The following is a 15,691-nucleotide window of genomic DNA, read 5'->3' as shown; positions in this document are numbered from 1 at the left end:
CGCGCGGAAGCGAGGTGTCACGCCAGGGGTGTTTCGAAGCATGGCGCCCGCCGCTGGTACTCGCGCTGTGCGGCGAACCACGCGCCCAGCCCGAAGCCGAGCGTGACCAGTGCGAGCAGGCCGCCGCCGAACCCGTAGCCGAGCGTGTCGACCAGCCAGACGCCGCCCCAGTAGACCGCCATCGTGCCCATCAGCACGGCCGCGTTGACCAGTTGCCGGCCGACCGCGTGCTGCGGTCCGACCAGGTGGACCGCCAGCGCCACCAGGCCGCCGCCGGTGGCGACCACCAGCGTGACCAGCAGCATCAGCCCCGGCTGCGTGGCATGCGTCAGCACGATGCCCAGCGCGGTATAGGCAACGGCGGTGAGCGTGCCGATCGGCACCAGGACCAGCAGGGCGTCGGCCAGCGTCTGCTGGTACTCCGTGCGCGTGGTTGGAGCCAGCGTCAGGTACAGGTCGGCCAGGTTGGGGCGCATGCGCTGCATGCCGCGACCGATCTGCGGGAACCGCGCCAGCGCGATCAGCACCGCGTAGGCGCCCACCACGGTGGCGTTGAAATGCTGGCGATGCAGCGCCACGACCACGTACAGCGTGGCGAACACCGCCATGATCGCGATGCGGAGCCCGATCGCCGCCGCGTTGTCATGCGGCAGCAGCAGGCGGCGAACCAGGGTGCGGCGTCGACTGGCGGACGGCTGCTCCCGGTAGCGGGCCAGCGCCCGGTCCATCGCCTGCTGTGCGATCGCATCGAACCAGCCCTCGATGCGCTGGCCCAGGGCGCTTCGACGAGGCGCCGTGCCGGTGCCGACGTTGCGCCCCAGGGCGATGCCTTCCAGCGGCGAGGCGTCCGGCGGCCGGTCGGCCACCTGCAGCATCGGGCGCAGTGCGACGCGCAGCAGCAACGCCGCCACGAGCAGCAGCAGTGGCAGCGTGAGGGGCGAGTTCAGTGCGTCCTGGACAATCACGCCGGCCAGGCCCGGCATCCAGCCGGCCAGCACCAGCAAAGGCCAGAACAGCAGGCTCACCCAGCGCTCCACGCCCATGGCGAAGCCCATCGCGCCGGCAAGCAGCAGCAGCGCGGCGCCCAGCGGGACGTGCGGCACGCCCCGGGCCAGCGCCAGCATCGCCGGCAGGCCGACCCAGGCCAGCGCATCGAGCAGGCCGAAAGCCGCCAGGCGACGGCGGAATGCCGGCAGCAGGAAGGTCTCCGGCTGGCACGCACCGCGCAGCGTGGTGGCCAGGCCCAGATGCCAGAACCAGCTGCCCATGGCCAGCAGGCCGGCACCCAGCGCCGCGTCGGCCGGATGCGGGGTCATCCACACCAGGCAGGCCAGCGCCGCCATCCACAAGAGATGGGCGAGGATGCCCAGCAGCGGCATCTGCCGGCACGGCAACAGCCACAGCTGCGCAATCGCCCTCATGCCAGTTCGACGAAGAGGTCTTCCAGCGTGGGCATCTCGATGCGCAGGCTGGCGTCCTCGTCCTTGGCAAGCTGGTGCAGCCGCTCGGCGGGAACGTCTTCCAGCAGCAGATGCAGGCTCGCGCCGGTGATGCGTGACTTGATCACGCCGGCCAGCGCGGGCGCCGCAGCCCAGCCGGCCGGGCGGTTGAGGACGGCGTGGCACAACCGCGCCTTGAGCTCGGCCAGCGGACGGGTGAACTGGATGCGCCCGTCGCGCAGCAGCGCGATGTCGGCATCGGCTCGCTCCAGGTCGGCGGTGATGTGGGTCGAAAAGATCACCGTCTTGCCCGGTCCGCGCATCAGCGCGAGCAGTTCGGCCATGAAGGCGCGCCGCGCCTGGGGGTCGAGGCTTGCCACCGGCTCGTCCAGCACCAGCAGGTCCGGCTCCGGCGCGATCGCGCGCACGATGGCGAGCTTCTGCCGCTGCCCCTGCGAAAGCCGGCCGATCTTCTGCTTCGGGTCGAGCTCCCATTCCTGCAGCAGGCGCGTGGCCAGTACGTGGTTCCAGCCCGGGTAGAAGGCAGCGGTGAAGTCCAGGTAGGCGCGCACCTTCATCCAGGGGAACAGCTCGAAATTCTGGGGCACGAAGCCGACCCGATGCAGTCGTGCGCCGCCCGGTTCGGTCATCGGCTCGCCGAACAGCTCGACCGTGCCGGCGTCGATCGGTGCCAGCCCCAGCACGCACCGCAGCAACGTGGTCTTGCCGGCGCCGTTGCGGCCCAGCAGCCCGATCACGCGTCCGGCCGGCACGTCCCAGTCGATGCCGCACAGCACCTGGCGCCGCTCGAAGGACTTGCGCAGGCCCTGCATGCGCAGGACCGCCTGGGGTGCTGCCGCGGGGATCGCGGCGGGCGCTGGAAAGGGCAACAGGGTAGCCATCGGCGGCGGCTCCGGTGATGACCACTGCACTGTGGTGGCCGAGGGCGCGCGCGTCCAGTGATGGTTGTCATCCGGCATCGCCGGCGGCGCTATCCTGCGATCCCCTCTGACGCACGGCACCGCCATGGAAAACACGCTGGCCGGCAAGACCCTGTTCATCACCGGCGCTTCGCGCGGGATCGGCCTGGCCATCGCCCTGCGCGCGGCGCACGACGGGGCCAACGTGGTGATAGCCGCCAAGAGCGGCGTGCCCAACCCGAAGCTGCCTGGCACCATCCACACGGCCGCGGCGGCGGTGGAAGAGGCGGGCGGCAAGGCGCTCGCGCTCAAGGTGGACATCCGCGAGGAAGACCAGGTCAGCGCGGCCGTGGCACAGGCGGCCGAACGCTTCGGTGGCATCGACATCCTGGTCAACAACGCCAGCGCGATCTGGCTGGCCGGCGTGGAAGGCACGCCGATGAAGCGTTTCGACCTGATGCACCAGGTCAACACGCGCGGCACCTTCCTGGTCACGCAGGCCTGCCTGCCGCACCTGAAGCGCGCGGCCAACCCGCACGTGCTGATGCTGGCGCCGCCGCCCAGCCTGGATCCGAAGTGGTTCGCCCCGCACACCGCCTACACGATCGCCAAGATGGGCATGAGCTTGTGCGTGCTCGGCATGAGCGCGGAGTTCGCTCCCCTCGGCATCGCCGTCAATGCGTTGTGGCCGCGTACGGTGATCGCCACGGCAGCCATCGCCATGATCGAGGGGGTGCGGCCGGAACAGTGTCGCCGGCCGGAAATCGTCGCCGACGCCGCGTATGCCATCCTTCGCCGCCCGGCGCGGGAGCACAGCGGCCATTTCCACCTGGACGAGGATGTGCTGCGCGAACTGGGCGTGGTCGATTTCGACCGGTACGCGGTCCAGCCCGGCGCCGCCCTCCTGCCGGACCTGTTCCTGGGTTGACCTCGCCTTCACGGCCGGTGTCGTTAGGTTTTACACCCGGTTTTGTGATATTCATCACAGTCCGCCGCCCCGGATGGGCGGCATCGCAGTCGGCAGTATCGACTGGATCGACACAGGACATCCGTTCAGGGGCGGAGGTGGCGATGATCGCGGCATTGGCATCACCCAGGCGCTGCGTCGTCTGGTTCGGAAGGCCCGACGGCCCGGAGCGCAATGGACTGGCTCGTTCAGGCTGGCCGGTGCGTGTCGCCGACGTGCAGGCCAGTGGCGTGGGTGCCCGCAACGGCGACATCGTGGTCGCGCTGGCCGACCTGCGCCAGGGCGACCTGGACACGCTGGGGGCGATGGAAGTCATGGTGGCCGAACATCCGGGCGTGCCCTGGATCGCGCTGGTTTCACCCGAGACACCGGCCCACGAACCCCGCGTGACCTCCATCCTGCGCGACTGCATGGCGGTGTTCACCAGCCCCATCGACTTCCCGCGCCTGTACGAGGCGCTCGATCGCCTGGCCCAGGGCGGCGTGCCCGCCCGCAGCGAGCCGGACATGCCCGGCCTGGTCGGCTCCAGCGATGCGATGCGGGCCTTGCGGGTCAGCCTGCGCAAGTACGCCCCGGTGGACCTGCCGGTGCTGATCACCGGCGAAACCGGGACCGGCAAGGAAGTGGCCGCGCGCGTCATCCACCAGTTGTCACCGCGGGCGGAGCGCCCGTTCGTGGCGATCAACTGCGGTGCCTTGCCGAGCAACCTGGTGCAGTCGGAGCTGTTCGGCCACGAACGTGGCGCGTTCACCGGCGCCACCACGCGGCGGATCGGTCACATCGAAAGCGCCAGCGGCGGCACCGTGTTCCTGGACGAGATCGGCGACCTGCCGCTGGATGCGCAGACGAGCCTGCTGCGATTCCTGCAGGAGGGCACGATCGTGCGCGTCGGCAGCAGCCAGAGCCTGCGTGCGGACGTGCGCGTGCTGGCCGCCACGCACGTGGATATGGAAAAGGCCGTCGCCGCCGGCCGGTTCCGCCAGGACCTGTACTACCGGCTCAACGTCCTGCGCGTGCAGATGCCCGCATTGCGCGAGCGCGGGGGCGACGTGGAGCTGCTCGCGCAGCACTTCCTGGACGTGTTCCGTGAGCAGCATGAGTGCCGCGCGCGCGCCTTCAGCGCGGCGGCGCGCCGGGCCTTGCGGGCGTTCGGCTGGCCGGGCAACGTGCGCGAGCTGGTCAACCGGGTGCAACGGGCCGCCGTGGTCGCCGAGGACTCCTTGATCAGCGCGCAGGACCTGGACCTCCCCGTGCGGCCAGGCCACGTGCCGGCCGCGCTGGATCGCGTGCGCGTCTCGGCCGAGCGCGACGCGCTGGTCGCCTGCCTGCGCGAGACGCGTTTCAACGTCAGCGAATGCGCCCGCCGGCTGGGAATCGCGCGGGTGACCGTCTACCGCCTGTGCAAGAAGCACGGCCTGGCGCTGGACGAGCTGGCCCAGGCCGTGCGCTGACCTGCGTGCCTAGAACATGTAGGGGACCTTGAAGGTCAGGCTGAAGTCCGGGGCGTCCTGGGTCAGCCCGATGCCGAGCATCGAGACCAGCGTGGTGTGCTGGCTCAGTGCGTGGGTCACGCCCATGTTGAAGGTCGCGGCATTGGCGTCCGAGCCGATCACCTTGGACCAGGACGAGCCCTTGTAGCGCAGCGAGGCCTTGGCGCTCAGCCGGTCGCTGAAGGAAAGGCTCAGGCTGGTGCGCTCGTTGAAGGCGAAGGCCACGCCGGCACCGAAGTAGTAGGTGTTCCCGAGCTTCACGGTACCGGGGTTCCGCGTTTCCGGATCGGTGTTGATGTCGCCGAAATCGCGCGACTTCGAATAGATGTAGCCGGCATTGGCGAAGACGATCGCCGGATCCATGGTCTTGACCGCGGACAGGCCGAGGTTCGCCTGCCAAACGCCATTGCCGGTCGGCTGCTTTTCCGGCACGGCAAAGCTGATGTACTGGTCGTCGTTGCGCTGCAGCACCTTCCAGTCGATGCCATAGGGCGACTGTCCGGTCGGTGCGGTGATCCCGAGCGTGAGTACGGTGTCGGGTCGCGCATCGGTCTCGTCGAACAGTTTGTAGTTTGCGCTCAGCCCGACGTCACCCAGGCCGGCGCCGCTGGTGTCCTGCTCGGCGATCGCCGCGGCCGAACCACCCGCGCCCCCCTTCTGGTAGACCGTCTTGCGGTAGAGGTAGGGCACGTCGAGATTCAATGTCAGGCGCGGGCTGACGCCGTAGCGTGCGGCCAGGTTGTAGGTCAGCGAATCGGACTTGACGTCCTCGATCGCGATATTGCCCAGGAAGATCGCGTCCAGCGCAAGGAAGCCGTTGAGCGTGATCTGGCTACGGTCGTAGCGCGCGTAGCTGACGCTGTTCTCGAGCGTGAACTTGCGGTCGAACAGCGCATGCTCCTGCTGCAACGCATCCTTGAGGCTGCGCGTGGGGGCCTCCTGGCGGGCGGCTTCGGCCTGCTCGGTGCTACCGGCGCGGCTGCCTTCGTCGGTCGGCGGCGTGGACTGGGCCACCTGGGCGGGTGGCGGCGTACCGCCCGGTGCGGGCAAGGTGGCCGGTGCGGTCTTGCCGGCCAGCTTCGCCTGCAGTGCCTGCACCTGCATGTCCAGCTCCCTCAGCTGGCGCACCTGTTGCGCGTAGCTGGCCTTCAAGGCCTGCAGCTGCGCCAGCAGGGTCTGTACCTGTGCTTCGTCCTGCGCCGTGGGCGCGCTCTGGGCGGCGAGTTCGAAGGGCAGGCCGACGAGCAGCCCGCACGCCACCGCGGTGGCTAACAAGGTCTTTTGCATGTGTTTGCTCCCCTGAACCGAGGGCGGGCCGGGCGGTGGCGCGCGCTCAGTTCCCTGCGATGCCTCGGGTGAGGCCGATCGCCTGCGCCACGTTCAGCGCAAGCGGCGTGTTGGCCGCAGTGACCTGGCGCACCAGGTCGATCTCCAGCCGGTTGCTCACGTTCTGGCCGTCCGACGTGAGCTGCACGCTCTGGCCGAGACTGCCGTTGCGGATCCATTGCTGCACCGTACCCTGGCCCGCGATGGCCAGCTGCACGCCGGCGGACTTGCCGTCGAAGCCCACCGACACGCTGGCATCGCCATCGCTCACGCTGGCGCTGCCGGATTCCGGGGCCGCGCCGGTCGATGCCGGTGCGTGGCCATCGCGGACGGTCAGCCGGGTGACGTTGCTGGCGAGGTTGCCGTCGCCTGCCACCTGCACGCTCTGCAGCAGGCCGCCGACGTTGGCCAGGCCGCTGCCGTCGACGCTGCGGGTGCCGGTGGCGGGCATCGGCACCGGGGCGTCCGCCCTGGTGAGGGTCACGCTGGGCGTGAAGGTCAGCTTGGGCTGCCCGCGGCCATGGTCGAAGTCCATGCCGAAGGCGAGCGTCCCCTGCAGGAGCTGGCCGCTGGCGGTCTGCCAGGTCGAGATCATGCTGACCCCGAACCAGGCGACGGTGTTGCTGTCGACCGTGTAGCGGCCTCGCATGACGTTGAGTTCGGGATCGGCCAGCTCGTGCAGGCCCGCGCCGGGTGCGCGGTCGGCCGCGTAGGCACCGAGCGCGGGGGCCAGCAGGAGTGCGGAGGCGAGGAGGGGGCAGGAGCGGCGAAACATGGCGCGGTCCCTCAGAACAGGTCGGCGTTGCTGAAGCCGAAATCGAGCAATTCGGCGTCGGTGATGGGTCCCTGCCGGGCGTACAGGGCACGGGCACTGGCCTTGCCTTCGCGCTGCAGGAGCACGGTGCGGCGGTCGAAATCGTTGCCGATGACGACAAACACGGCGCGGGATGGCCACGCCTGGAGGAATTCGGAAAGCCGCAGGCTGCGGTTGCCCAGCATCGGGTCCGCCAGTTCCACGGTGTCTTCATGGACCTGCTTGAGCACCACGAAATGGCGGAAGCCGTGCACGTCCATCAGTACCAGGCCGGGCACGCGCAGGCTGCGCAGGCGCGAGACGTCGACGCGGTAGCCGCGGCCGCGCATCCCCAGCGCCTCGACGTAGTGCTTGATGTCCAGCAACGAAAATCCACGTTGCTTGACCAGGTTCCCGTCGGACACGCCAAGCATGCCCTGGATCACCACCGCCTCATCCACGTCCAGGTGGTACGCATAACGCAGGATGGTGGCCAGCGCGGCAGCGCCGCAGCTGTAGTCGGTTTGCTGCCGGACCAGGTTGCGGAAGCGCGCTTCCTGCATGCTCTCGACCGGGTGCACGTAGAGCCCGCCGTTGGGCAGGACGCCACCGAAGCGCACCTCGCCGGCGCGCGCGGTAGCCAGCATGCCGAGCGCGAGGCAGGAGAGCAGGATTGTCCGGGTCATCAGTCGCATGGGTGTCCCCAGTTGGAGGAATGCCCCCCGGCCCGCAGGGGTCGGGCCGGGGGGTTCCATAGGAACCCGGCCTTGCAGCCGGGTACCGCCCTCGTTGGCCATCCCTGGCCGAAGGTGTTACGGGGTGGGCTGGGACACGGCCATCGACAGGGTATTGGCCTGCAGGTTGCCGGTGCCGGAGGCCACGTTCACGCCGATGTTGCCGGTGGCGTGCTGGAACGCGTAGCCCGACAGGCTGGCGTCGTTGGTGGCATCGACCACCACCCAGCGCGCGGTCTGCACGGTGCCGCACAGGTCCGCCAGCAGGTCGCTCTGCGAGACCTCGACGAAGCCCAGCTGGCCCTCTTCCTGGCCCTGCGACTCGCTGGCCGTGAGGCCGCCATAGAAGCCGGCCGGGAACGGCCCGACGGTCCACAGGCCGATCTCGCCACCGTGCGAGGTGCTGCTGGTTTCGCCCTGATAGCCACCCAGGCCCAGGCCGAGCGACAAGCCACTTACCGTGCCGCTCATGTGCACGGTGGTGGTGTCGTAGTACTTCTGGACGAAGCCGGCGTTGCTCACCGCGTTGTGCGAGGAGTTCTGGTCCACATCGACGTTGGCATGCGCGAAGCGGGTGGTGGCAACCGAGGCGGCCAGCGCGTTCTTCTGCTCGTTGTTGCTGCCCGAGGCGACGTTCACGCCGATGTTGCCCGAGGCATAGCGGAAGGCGTTGTCGGTGACGTCGGCCGCGTTGGTCACGCCCTTGTTGATGGTCACGTTGCCCCAGCCACCCTGCTCGACATCCACGTCCGAATCGGCCACGCCGAAGGCGAAGCTGGCGTCCGTGGCGGCGAGCGCGGCGGCGTTGTCCTGGGCGTTGTTGCTGCCCGAGGCGACGTTCATGCCGATGTTGCCCGACGCCTGGCCGGCGGTGTGGTCCTTGATGCTGCTGGTGTTGCTCAGCTTGTCGTTGCTGGTCAGGTTGAACGAGACGGACTGGTCGTTGTCGACCGAGGCAGTCGCCGCCGAGTCGATCCTCGGCCGGTCGTGATCATGGCCGTGGTCGTGGGCATAGGCCATCGAGCTGCCGAACATCGTGGCGACCGCCAGGGCGATCAGGGTCTTCTTCATGGATGCGTTCATGGTGTCCTCACTCCGGTTCTTATGGGGTCACCGCGGTAGTTCCGACACGGACAGCGACAGGACGTTGCCCGTGGCGTTACTCGATCCCGCGGTCTGGTTGAGCTGCAGCACGCCGCTGAACCCCTGCATGGCGCCCGCGGCGACCGACACGCTCCGCGTGCCTTCGCCCGGTGCACCGGATTCCGCTCCCGGCTGCACTTCTGCCGACGCTGAGACGGCGGCGGACAGGGAGCCGTCCGTCGTCTCGCGTATGCCCTGGCTGGCCAGCGCCGCAGCGACCGCATTGAGTTGCGTATTCGCAGTGCCGCTGGCCTGGTTGATGGAGACGAGTCCATGCGCGCCGGCAAGGACCTGGCCCCCGATGGAGGCCTGGGCCACGAGCGGCGCATTGGCCTGGTTGCCGAGCTGCCGCTGGCGCGCGTCGATCGACGCTTGCGCCTCCGGGCCGCTGGCGAAGGCGCGCAGGTTGGCCTGGCTGTTGAGATCGCCCGCCGCCATGTTCACCACGATGCTGCCGTCGGCGCCCTGCAGGACATGGCCATCCAGGTGGCTGCTGGTGAGGTAGCCGAGCATGGCGGCGTAGTCATCGTCGCCGGCGCTGACGCCGGTGCTGAGCATGGCCAGCCCGGCGAGCATGGAGAGAATGATCGGGCGGCGCATCGGTCAGTGCCCGTTGCCGAACGGCAGTTGCGCCAGCGCGCCTTGCACCTGGTCGCCGATGCCGCGGGTCGCGCCGCCGACCGTACCCATCGGGGTCGCGATCGTGTTACTTACGCCGTTGCCTGCCGCCGTAGTGCCGCCGCTGCCGCGAACCAGCATGACGTCGAGCGGGCGGCCCACGGTCGACTGCATTTGTGCCGCTGGCGAGGGCGCGGCGCCGAGCTGGGCGATGTCCTCGTCGGAAAGCTCGCCGCTGCCCAGCGCGTCGGCCACCTCGGGCTGCGGTGAGGGCGAGACCATCAGGGCCATCCCCGGCGGCGCCGGCCGGGCTGCCGGCCGCGTCGAGACGTTGCGCAACAGCACGATGTCGCCCGGCCTGGCGTCGACCGCCCGGTGCGCATCCGCCGCATGACCGATGGACGGCAGGCCGGGCAACGCGAGCATGGCCGCGAGTGGCGCTAGCGCGAGAAGACGGGAGGCAGGGCTGACTGCGGAATCCATGGCACGGCTCGTTCCTTCGGTGAGAGCCTTGGTGGCAAGCGCCGTGCCAAGCCCCCGGGGCAAGGCAAAATCGCGCCGTGGCGCGGTTCTCCAGCGTGCATGCCGGGGAGCGGTGATGCGCCCGGTGTTACAGCGGGAACCTCAGCGGGGGTGGTTGGGCGGTCCAGCCCGCATGGCAGCGAGGCCGGCACGCGGTGTAACAGGAGCGATACACCTTGTGCGGCTGTTACAGCCCAGGCGTCGGGTCGCCGGAGGAGGGCGGTGCTAGCATGTGCGGGGCGACGCCCCGGTCGCTTTCCCCGCAAGTCGCGACGGCGCCCGCGCCGCCGGAGAGGCCATGTCCACGCAAGACGCTTCCCTGATCGACCTGGCACGGCGCTACTGGCTGCCGGTCTACCGTCCGCGCGAGCTGGTGCTCGACCATGGCCGCGGCGCGCGGCTGTGGGATACGCAGGGACGTGACTACGTCGACTTCGGCGCGGGCATTGCCGTCAACAGCCTGGGCCACCAGGATCCCGACCTGCTCGCCGCGCTGACCGCACAGGCGCACAAGCTGTGGCACAGCAGCAACGTGTTCTACACCGAGCCGCCGCTGAAGCTCGCGCAGGATCTGGTCGAGGCTTCCGGCTTTGCCGAGCGCGTGTTCCTGTGCAACTCGGGGGCCGAGGCGAACGAGGCGGCAATCAAGCTGGTGCGCCGCTGGGCGGCCGCGCAGGGCCGTGATGCCGGGCGACGCACCATCGTCACCTTCCAGGGCTCCTTCCACGGCCGCACGCTGGCTACCGTCACGGCCACCGCGCAGCCCAAGTACCAGGAAGGCTACGAGCCGCTGCCCGGAGGCTTCCGCTACATCGCATTCAACGACGTCGGCGCACTCGAGGCAGCCTTCGCGCACGACGATGTGGCCGCCGTGATGGTGGAGCCCGTGCAGGGCGAGGGCGGTGTGCGCCCGGCGGCGCCCGGCTTCCTCAGGCGGGCGCGCGAACTGTGCGACCGGCATGGCGCGTTGCTGGTGCTCGACGAGATCCAGTGCGGGATGGGCCGCACCGGCACCTTGTTCGCCCACGTGCAGGATGGCGTCGTGCCGGACATCGTGACGCTGGCCAAGGCGCTCGGCGCCGGCTTCCCGATCGGTGCCATGTTGGCCGGCCCGGCGGTGGGCGGGGTGATGCAGGTCGGCGCGCACGGCTCCACCTTCGGCGGCAACCCGCTGGCCGCGGCAGTGGCGCGCGTGGCGCTGGCCAAGCTCGGCTCGCCCGCGGTGCTCCTCAACGTGGAGCGCCAGGCCAACGAACTGCGCGCCGGCCTTGCGGCCCTGGACGCCGACCTGGGCCTGTTCGAGGAGGTGCGCGGGCGCGGATTGATGCTGGGTGCGGCGCTTGCCGGACCGCATCGCGGCAAGGCCGGCACCATTCTCGACGCCGCCGCCGAACACGGCGTGCTGCTGCTTCAGGCGGGGCCGGACGTGTTGCGCCTGCTGCCGCCCCTGACGGTCACCGATGAGGAAATCGCCGAGGGCCTGCGGCGACTGCGCACGGCGCTCATCGCTTTCCTCGCCGTCCCTGCCGGAGAATCGCCATGAAATACCTCCACACCATGGTCCGCGTGCGCGACCTCGACGCCTCGCTTCGCTTCTACTGCGAAGGCCTGGGCTTGCGGGAGGTGCGCCGCAAGGAGGTTCCCGAAGGCAAGTACACGCTGGTGTTCCTGGCCGCGCCGGACAGCCCCGAGGCGGAGATCGAGCTCACCTGGAACTGGGGATCGGAGGAAGACTATGGCTCGGCGCGCAACTTCGGGCACCTGGCGTTCCGCGTGGAAGACATCTACGCCACCTGTCAGCGCCTGAAGGACATGGGCTACACGATCCACCGTCCCCCGCGCGACGGCCACATGGCGTTCGTGCGCTCGCCCGACCTGATTTCGATCGAGTTGCTGCAGGACGGACACCTGCCAGCGCAGGAGCCGTGGGTGTCGATGCCCAACACGGGCAGCTGGTAGCAGGACTTCGGTCGAGACCGGCCGCCGGCGCCTGGGCGGCAGCCGCGCGGCCGGGACCCGTTTGCCTTGGCGGCGGGATCGCAGGCGCCGGCCATGCCCGGGCGTGGTGACCCGACGATCGGTTTGGCCGCCGGCACTGGCGCCCGGCCCGGGGGATGCGGCGTGATCGCCGACCCGCGTGCCACCGGCCGGTCGGCGGAAGCGCCGTCGAGAGTCAACCGGGCACGGCAGACGATCGACAGTTCATGCGTGCCCGGTGGCCTCGCGCAGCGCACCACGAGCGGCTTCCAGCGTCTCGGCGATGTCCTGTTCGCCATGCGCGCTGGACAGGAAGCCCGCCTCGAACGCGCTCGGTGCCAGGTAAACGCCGCGCTTCAACATGCCATGGAAAAAACGATTGAAGAGCGCGGTGTCGGCCGCCGTGGCCTGTCCATAGCTCGTCACCGTTTCCCCGGTGAAGAAGAGCCCGAACATGCCGCCCACACGGTTGGTGCTGAACGGCACGCCTGCGGCGTCGGCCACCGCCTGCAGGCCATCGCACAGCAGTCGAGTGCGTGCAGCGAGCGCCTCATGGAAGCCAGGTGCCTGGACCAGCTCGAGCATCGCCAGGCCGGCTGCCATTGCCACCGGATTTCCCGAAAGCGTGCCGGCCTGGTAGACCGGACCGGCCGGCGCCACCTGCTCCATAAGGTCCCGCCGCCCGCCGTAGGCACCCACCGGCATGCCGCCGCCGATCACTTTGCCGAAGGTCGTCAGGTCGGGCGTCACCCCGTAGTGCGCCTGTGCGCCGCCGAGCGCCACGCGGAAGCCGGTCATCACTTCGTCGAAGATCAGCAGCGCGCCGTGGCGCGTGCACAGTTCGCGCAGGCCCGCCAGATAGCCATCCTTGGGCGGGATGCAGTTCATGTTGCCGGCAACCGGCTCGATGATCAGGCCGGCGATGTCCGCGCCCTGTTCGGCGAACAACGCCTCCGCGGCCGCCAGGTCGTTGTAGGGCAGGGTGAGGGTCAGGTCGGCGGCTGCCTTGGGCACGCCCGGCGAGGTGGGTACGCCGAAGGTCAGGGCGCCGGAGCCCGCCTTGACCAGGAAGCTGTCGCCATGGCCGTGATAGCAGCCCTCGAACTTCACGATCTTGCTGCGCCCGGTCGTGCCACGCGCCAGCCGGATCGCCGACATTGTCGCCTCGGTGCCGGAATTGACCATGCGCACCATCTGCACCGAAGGCACCAGGCGCGTGATCGTCTCGGCCATGGTCACTTCAGCCGGCGAGGGCGTACCGAACGACAGGCCATCCTGCACGGCACGCTCCACCGCCTCGCGCACATGCGGGTGGTTGTGACCGACGATCATCGGACCCCACGAGCCCACGTAATCGATGTAGCGCGTGCCCTCCACGTCCCACAGATAGGCGCCGCTGGCACGTGCCGTGAAGAACGGTTCGCCGCCGACCGACTTGAAGGCGCGCACCGGCGAATTGACGCCGCCGGGCATCAGCCGCTGCGCACGCTGGAAGAGTTCATGGTTGGTGGTCATGGATGGGGCTCGCTGGAGGGGGAACGGTAGAGGTCGGCCAGGCGACGCGCGGCCGTGCGCACGTCGGCGACGCCGAACACGGCAGAGATGGCGGCCACATAGTCGGCGCCCGCCTCGACCAGGACTGCGCCATTTTCCGGCGTGATGCCGCCGATCGCCACCCGCGGAACACCCAGTGCGGCGCTCTGACTCAGCAGATCCGGCGGCGCCAGGCGCGCATGGGGCAACGTCGATGACGGGTAGAAGGCGCCAAACGAAACGTAGTCGGCACCGGCCGCGACCATGGCCTTCGCGCGTTCGAGCGAGTCGAGGCAGGACACGCCGATGATCGCCTGCGCACCGAGCCGGGTGCGCGCACTCGCCAGGTCCTCGCCCGTCTCCCCAACGTGCACGCCGGCGGCGCCCACCGCTTCCGCCAGCGCCGCGTCGCCGTTGATCAGCAGCGGCACACTGTGTTCCTGGCACAGCCGCTTGAGCGCCTGGGCCTCGGCGTGGCGGCGTGCGTGGTCATCGGTCGGGTCGCGGTACTGGAGCAGCGCTGCGCCGCCGAGCAGCGCGTTCCGTGCCACGTCGAGCAGGTCGCTGCGTGGTCCGTCGGTTATGGCGTACAAGCCACGCGAGGGAAAGTGGGGCATGGGGTTCCTTGTATCTGACCGTCGCGCTTTCGCTCCGGCGGGCGAGTTGCGAGAATGGATCATTCACTGCAGACGAAGACATGATCCGATGAGTACCGACGCCCGACCCGCCGCGAACCGCAAATGGATGTGTGTGGTGTGCGGCTTCATCTATGACGAGGCGCTAGGCCTGCCCGAGGAGGGCATCGAGCCCGGCACGCGCTGGGAAGACGTGCCCGACACCTGGACCTGCCCTGACTGCGGCGCGACCAAGGACGACTTCGAGATGGTCGAAACCGACTGAAGCGCGCCCCGCGTCCGTCATCGAACGGCCCGGTTCCGTCATCGTGCGGACCGGGCCGTCTGTTTTCCTGTCTCCCTATCGACAGCGGAGGCACTCATGAAACAGTTCATTCCCTTGGAGGACGACTGGGACATGCTGGAGCGGATCGACCCGTCGCGACTGGTTCCCTACCAGGCGGGGTTGCCCTGCCAGCGGGGCGCCGGTCAGTGCACTGCGCCGATGCTGCCATCAACGGTCAGCTCGTCTCCGGTCTCCACGCCGATGCGGCGGGCCGTCCCTGCAGGCAGCTCCAGCACGTAGCGTGCCGGGGCGTCGCTCGGGTAGACCGGGCAGGGATCGGCCTTGCACGGTGGCACATCCAACTGCATCGATACCAGCCTGCGGTCGGCGCCGAAGTAGAGGATATCCAGCGGGATCAGCGTGTTCTTCATCCAGAACCAGCGCGGCTGCGTGTCAGGGAAGACGAACAGCATGCTGTGATCCGCCGGCAGCTGCGTGCGCATCATCAGACCGTGCTCACGGCTCGCGTCGTCGGTTGCAAGCTCCGTCGTGAAATGCTGCCCGTGCAGTTCCACCCCGCGGGCCGGCACCTTTGGTACAGCGGTCGCACAACCGGCGGCGGTGAGCAGCAGGAACACCAGGGGGAGTCGTTTCATCGCTCGGATCCATCGTGAGGCGGGTTCTCGAGTGTAGTGGTTGAACCGGACCCCAACGGCAGCAAAAAAAGCTCTACGCCCCCTTCACAGGACCCTCCGGCGGCGCTATGATTCTCGCCCCTTCGACGAGGCCGCCCTCGCGAAGAGTTTTCCCCTCACCTCCTGCGACGAAATTTCTTCTCACAGGGTGTTGACGGACCAGGAAACAAATGTAGAATGGGCGGCTCACCCGGGACGAAATGTCTCGGGGCGAACTGAAGAAAAGTTCGCAAGTGATTGATCTTTGACAGTGTGCGCAGGTGACTTGTGTGGGCGCCTTGCGGTGGATGGATGACTGTCCACAAATGCAAGCGTCTAACCTAAGAGTCAATTCAAAAGCTTGACGTTTTACGGTTAGGACAACGCTTCAGAAAGATAGACGGTCTTCGGACTGTCGAAAACTTAAGTGAAGAGTTTGATCCTGGCTCAGATTGAACGCTGGCGGCATGCTTAACACATGCAAGTCGAACGGCAGCGGGTCCTTCGGGATGCCGGCGAGTGGCGGACGGGTGAGTAATGCATCGGGACCTGCCCAGACGTGGGGGATAACGTAGGGAAACTTACGCTAATACCGCATACGTCCTACGGGAGAAAGCGGGGGATCTTCGGACCTCGCGCGGTTGGATGGACCGAT

The 15,691-nt window shown here is 68.8% G+C and carries 16 protein-coding genes and 1 rRNA gene; 6 read left to right on the top strand and 11 right to left on the bottom strand.

From position 1 onward, the window contains the following. Window positions 1-17 precede the first annotated feature (17 nt). Together VFH59_RS04510 and VFH59_RS04505 are read right to left on the bottom strand one after the other, a co-directional pair. The gene (locus VFH59_RS04510) at window positions 18-1,421 is read right to left on the bottom strand and encodes a hypothetical protein (protein ID WP_325163689.1); all 1,404 of its coding nucleotides are present in this window, start codon (window positions 1,419-1,421) and stop codon (window positions 18-20) included. Then, window positions 1,418-2,341 carry an ABC transporter ATP-binding protein gene (locus VFH59_RS04505; RefSeq protein ID WP_325163688.1) on the bottom strand — a complete coding sequence of 308 codons (924 nt, stop codon included), beginning with the start codon at window positions 2,339-2,341 and terminating at the stop codon, window positions 1,418-1,420. Before VFH59_RS04505 ends, VFH59_RS04510 begins: the two co-directional genes overlap by 4 nt. Window positions 2,342-2,465: 124 nt before the next feature. Between VFH59_RS04505 and VFH59_RS04500 the strand changes: the two genes are divergently transcribed. After that, window positions 2,466-3,287 (top strand): NAD(P)-dependent oxidoreductase, encoded by an 822-nt coding sequence (locus tag VFH59_RS04500; protein WP_325163687.1) that lies wholly within the window; start codon window positions 2,466-2,468, stop codon window positions 3,285-3,287. Window positions 3,288-3,430: 143 nt separating this feature from the next. After that, window positions 3,431-4,777, top strand: a complete 1,347-nt coding sequence (locus VFH59_RS04495) for a sigma-54 dependent transcriptional regulator (RefSeq protein ID WP_325163686.1) — start codon at window positions 3,431-3,433, stop codon at window positions 4,775-4,777. A 9-nt stretch (window positions 4,778-4,786) separates the two neighbouring features. On the opposite strand, the gene VFH59_RS04490 is transcribed toward VFH59_RS04495, so the two are convergent. The 6 genes from VFH59_RS04490 to VFH59_RS04465 form a co-directional block, all read right to left on the bottom strand. Next, window positions 4,787-6,103 (bottom strand): hypothetical protein, encoded by a 1,317-nt coding sequence (locus tag VFH59_RS04490; protein ID WP_325163685.1) that lies wholly within the window; start codon window positions 6,101-6,103, stop codon window positions 4,787-4,789. 46 nt (window positions 6,104-6,149) lie between these two features. Then, the gene (locus VFH59_RS04485; RefSeq protein WP_325163684.1) at window positions 6,150-6,917 is read right to left on the bottom strand and encodes a hypothetical protein; all 768 of its coding nucleotides are present in this window, start codon (window positions 6,915-6,917) and stop codon (window positions 6,150-6,152) included. 11 nt (window positions 6,918-6,928) lie between these two features. Then, window positions 6,929-7,621, bottom strand: coding sequence for a C39 family peptidase (locus VFH59_RS04480; protein ID WP_325163683.1), 693 nt, complete (start codon window positions 7,619-7,621; stop codon window positions 6,929-6,931). Window positions 7,622-7,747: 126 nt separating this feature from the next. Next, window positions 7,748-8,752, bottom strand: coding sequence for a hypothetical protein (locus tag VFH59_RS04475; protein ID WP_325163682.1), 1,005 nt, complete (start codon window positions 8,750-8,752; stop codon window positions 7,748-7,750). Between the two features lie 27 nt (window positions 8,753-8,779). Then, window positions 8,780-9,388, bottom strand: coding sequence for a hypothetical protein (locus tag VFH59_RS04470; protein WP_325163714.1), 609 nt, complete (start codon window positions 9,386-9,388; stop codon window positions 8,780-8,782). Window positions 9,389-9,415: 27 nt separating this feature from the next. Further along, window positions 9,416-9,913 (bottom strand): hypothetical protein, encoded by a 498-nt coding sequence (locus VFH59_RS04465; protein ID WP_325163681.1) that lies wholly within the window; start codon window positions 9,911-9,913, stop codon window positions 9,416-9,418. Between the two features lie 337 nt (window positions 9,914-10,250). On the opposite strand from VFH59_RS04465, the gene VFH59_RS04460 reads away from it, so the two are divergent. Next, window positions 10,251-11,495, top strand: coding sequence for an acetylornithine/succinylornithine family transaminase (locus tag VFH59_RS04460; RefSeq protein ID WP_325163680.1), 1,245 nt, complete (start codon window positions 10,251-10,253; stop codon window positions 11,493-11,495). After that, window positions 11,492-11,911: a lactoylglutathione lyase gene (locus VFH59_RS04455; RefSeq protein ID WP_325163679.1), complete on the top strand. Its 420-nt coding sequence runs from the start codon at window positions 11,492-11,494 to the stop codon at window positions 11,909-11,911. Before VFH59_RS04460 ends, VFH59_RS04455 begins: the two co-directional genes overlap by 4 nt. Window positions 11,912-12,154: 243 nt before the next feature. Here VFH59_RS04455 and hemL read toward each other — a convergent pair whose 3' ends face one another. Both hemL and thiE read right to left on the bottom strand, forming a co-directional pair. Then, window positions 12,155-13,444 (bottom strand): glutamate-1-semialdehyde 2,1-aminomutase, encoded by a 1,290-nt coding sequence (gene hemL / locus VFH59_RS04450; RefSeq protein ID WP_325163678.1) that lies wholly within the window; start codon window positions 13,442-13,444, stop codon window positions 12,155-12,157. Next, entirely contained in the window at window positions 13,441-14,079 is a 639-nt protein-coding gene (gene thiE, locus VFH59_RS04445) for a thiamine phosphate synthase (protein WP_325163677.1), read from the bottom strand. Before thiE ends, hemL begins: the two co-directional genes overlap by 4 nt. A gap of 88 nt (window positions 14,080-14,167) precedes the next feature. Between thiE and VFH59_RS04440 the strand changes: the two genes are divergently transcribed. Next, the gene (locus VFH59_RS04440; RefSeq protein ID WP_325163676.1) at window positions 14,168-14,362 is read left to right on the top strand and encodes a rubredoxin; all 195 of its coding nucleotides are present in this window, start codon (window positions 14,168-14,170) and stop codon (window positions 14,360-14,362) included. 203 nt (window positions 14,363-14,565) lie between these two features. On the opposite strand, the gene VFH59_RS04435 is transcribed toward VFH59_RS04440, so the two are convergent. Beyond that, window positions 14,566-15,018, bottom strand: a complete 453-nt coding sequence (locus tag VFH59_RS04435) for a DUF192 domain-containing protein (RefSeq protein WP_414655849.1) — start codon at window positions 15,016-15,018, stop codon at window positions 14,566-14,568. Window positions 15,019-15,460: 442 nt separating this feature from the next. On the opposite strand from VFH59_RS04435, the gene VFH59_RS04430 reads away from it, so the two are divergent. Then, window positions 15,461-15,691 (top strand): 16S ribosomal RNA (locus VFH59_RS04430); the annotation flags it as partial.

Origin of the sequence: Frateuria sp. (assembly GCF_035695185.1) — a bacterium.
In the GTDB taxonomy this organism is placed as follows: Bacteria; Pseudomonadota; Gammaproteobacteria; order Xanthomonadales; family Rhodanobacteraceae; genus Frateuria_A.
Note: the sequence above shows the minus strand (reverse complement) of the source record. Positions and strands in the feature narration are given on the sequence as shown.

What these genes read in the sequence shown, in the direction of transcription:
- VFH59_RS04480 (WP_325163683.1), bottom strand. Translation starts at nt 7,621, where the DNA reads ATGACCCGGACAATCCTGCTCTCCTGCCTCGCGCTCGGCATGCTGGCT.
- VFH59_RS04455 (WP_325163679.1), top strand. Translation starts at nt 11,492, where the DNA reads ATGAAATACCTCCACACCATGGTCCGCGTGCGCGACCTCGACGCCTCG.
- VFH59_RS04465 (WP_325163681.1), bottom strand. Translation starts at nt 9,913, where the DNA reads ATGGATTCCGCAGTCAGCCCTGCCTCCCGTCTTCTCGCGCTAGCGCCA.
- VFH59_RS04460 (WP_325163680.1), top strand. Translation starts at nt 10,251, where the DNA reads ATGTCCACGCAAGACGCTTCCCTGATCGACCTGGCACGGCGCTACTGG.
- hemL (WP_325163678.1), bottom strand. Translation starts at nt 13,444, where the DNA reads ATGACCACCAACCATGAACTCTTCCAGCGTGCGCAGCGGCTGATGCCC.
- VFH59_RS04490 (WP_325163685.1), bottom strand. Translation starts at nt 6,103, where the DNA reads ATGCAAAAGACCTTGTTAGCCACCGCGGTGGCGTGCGGGCTGCTCGTC.
- VFH59_RS04505 (WP_325163688.1), bottom strand. Translation starts at nt 2,341, where the DNA reads ATGGCTACCCTGTTGCCCTTTCCAGCGCCCGCCGCGATCCCCGCGGCA.
- VFH59_RS04435 (WP_414655849.1), bottom strand. Translation starts at nt 15,018, where the DNA reads ATGAAACGACTCCCCCTGGTGTTCCTGCTGCTCACCGCCGCCGGTTGT.
- VFH59_RS04510 (WP_325163689.1), bottom strand. Translation starts at nt 1,421, where the DNA reads ATGAGGGCGATTGCGCAGCTGTGGCTGTTGCCGTGCCGGCAGATGCCG.
- VFH59_RS04475 (WP_325163682.1), bottom strand. Translation starts at nt 8,752, where the DNA reads ATGAACGCATCCATGAAGAAGACCCTGATCGCCCTGGCGGTCGCCACG.
- VFH59_RS04470 (WP_325163714.1), bottom strand. Translation starts at nt 9,388, where the DNA reads ATGCTCGCCGGGCTGGCCATGCTCAGCACCGGCGTCAGCGCCGGCGAC.
- VFH59_RS04485 (WP_325163684.1), bottom strand. Translation starts at nt 6,917, where the DNA reads ATGTTTCGCCGCTCCTGCCCCCTCCTCGCCTCCGCACTCCTGCTGGCC.
- thiE (WP_325163677.1), bottom strand. Translation starts at nt 14,079, where the DNA reads ATGCCCCACTTTCCCTCGCGTGGCTTGTACGCCATAACCGACGGACCA.
- VFH59_RS04440 (WP_325163676.1), top strand. Translation starts at nt 14,168, where the DNA reads ATGAGTACCGACGCCCGACCCGCCGCGAACCGCAAATGGATGTGTGTG.
- VFH59_RS04500 (WP_325163687.1), top strand. Translation starts at nt 2,466, where the DNA reads ATGGAAAACACGCTGGCCGGCAAGACCCTGTTCATCACCGGCGCTTCG.
- VFH59_RS04495 (WP_325163686.1), top strand. Translation starts at nt 3,431, where the DNA reads ATGATCGCGGCATTGGCATCACCCAGGCGCTGCGTCGTCTGGTTCGGA.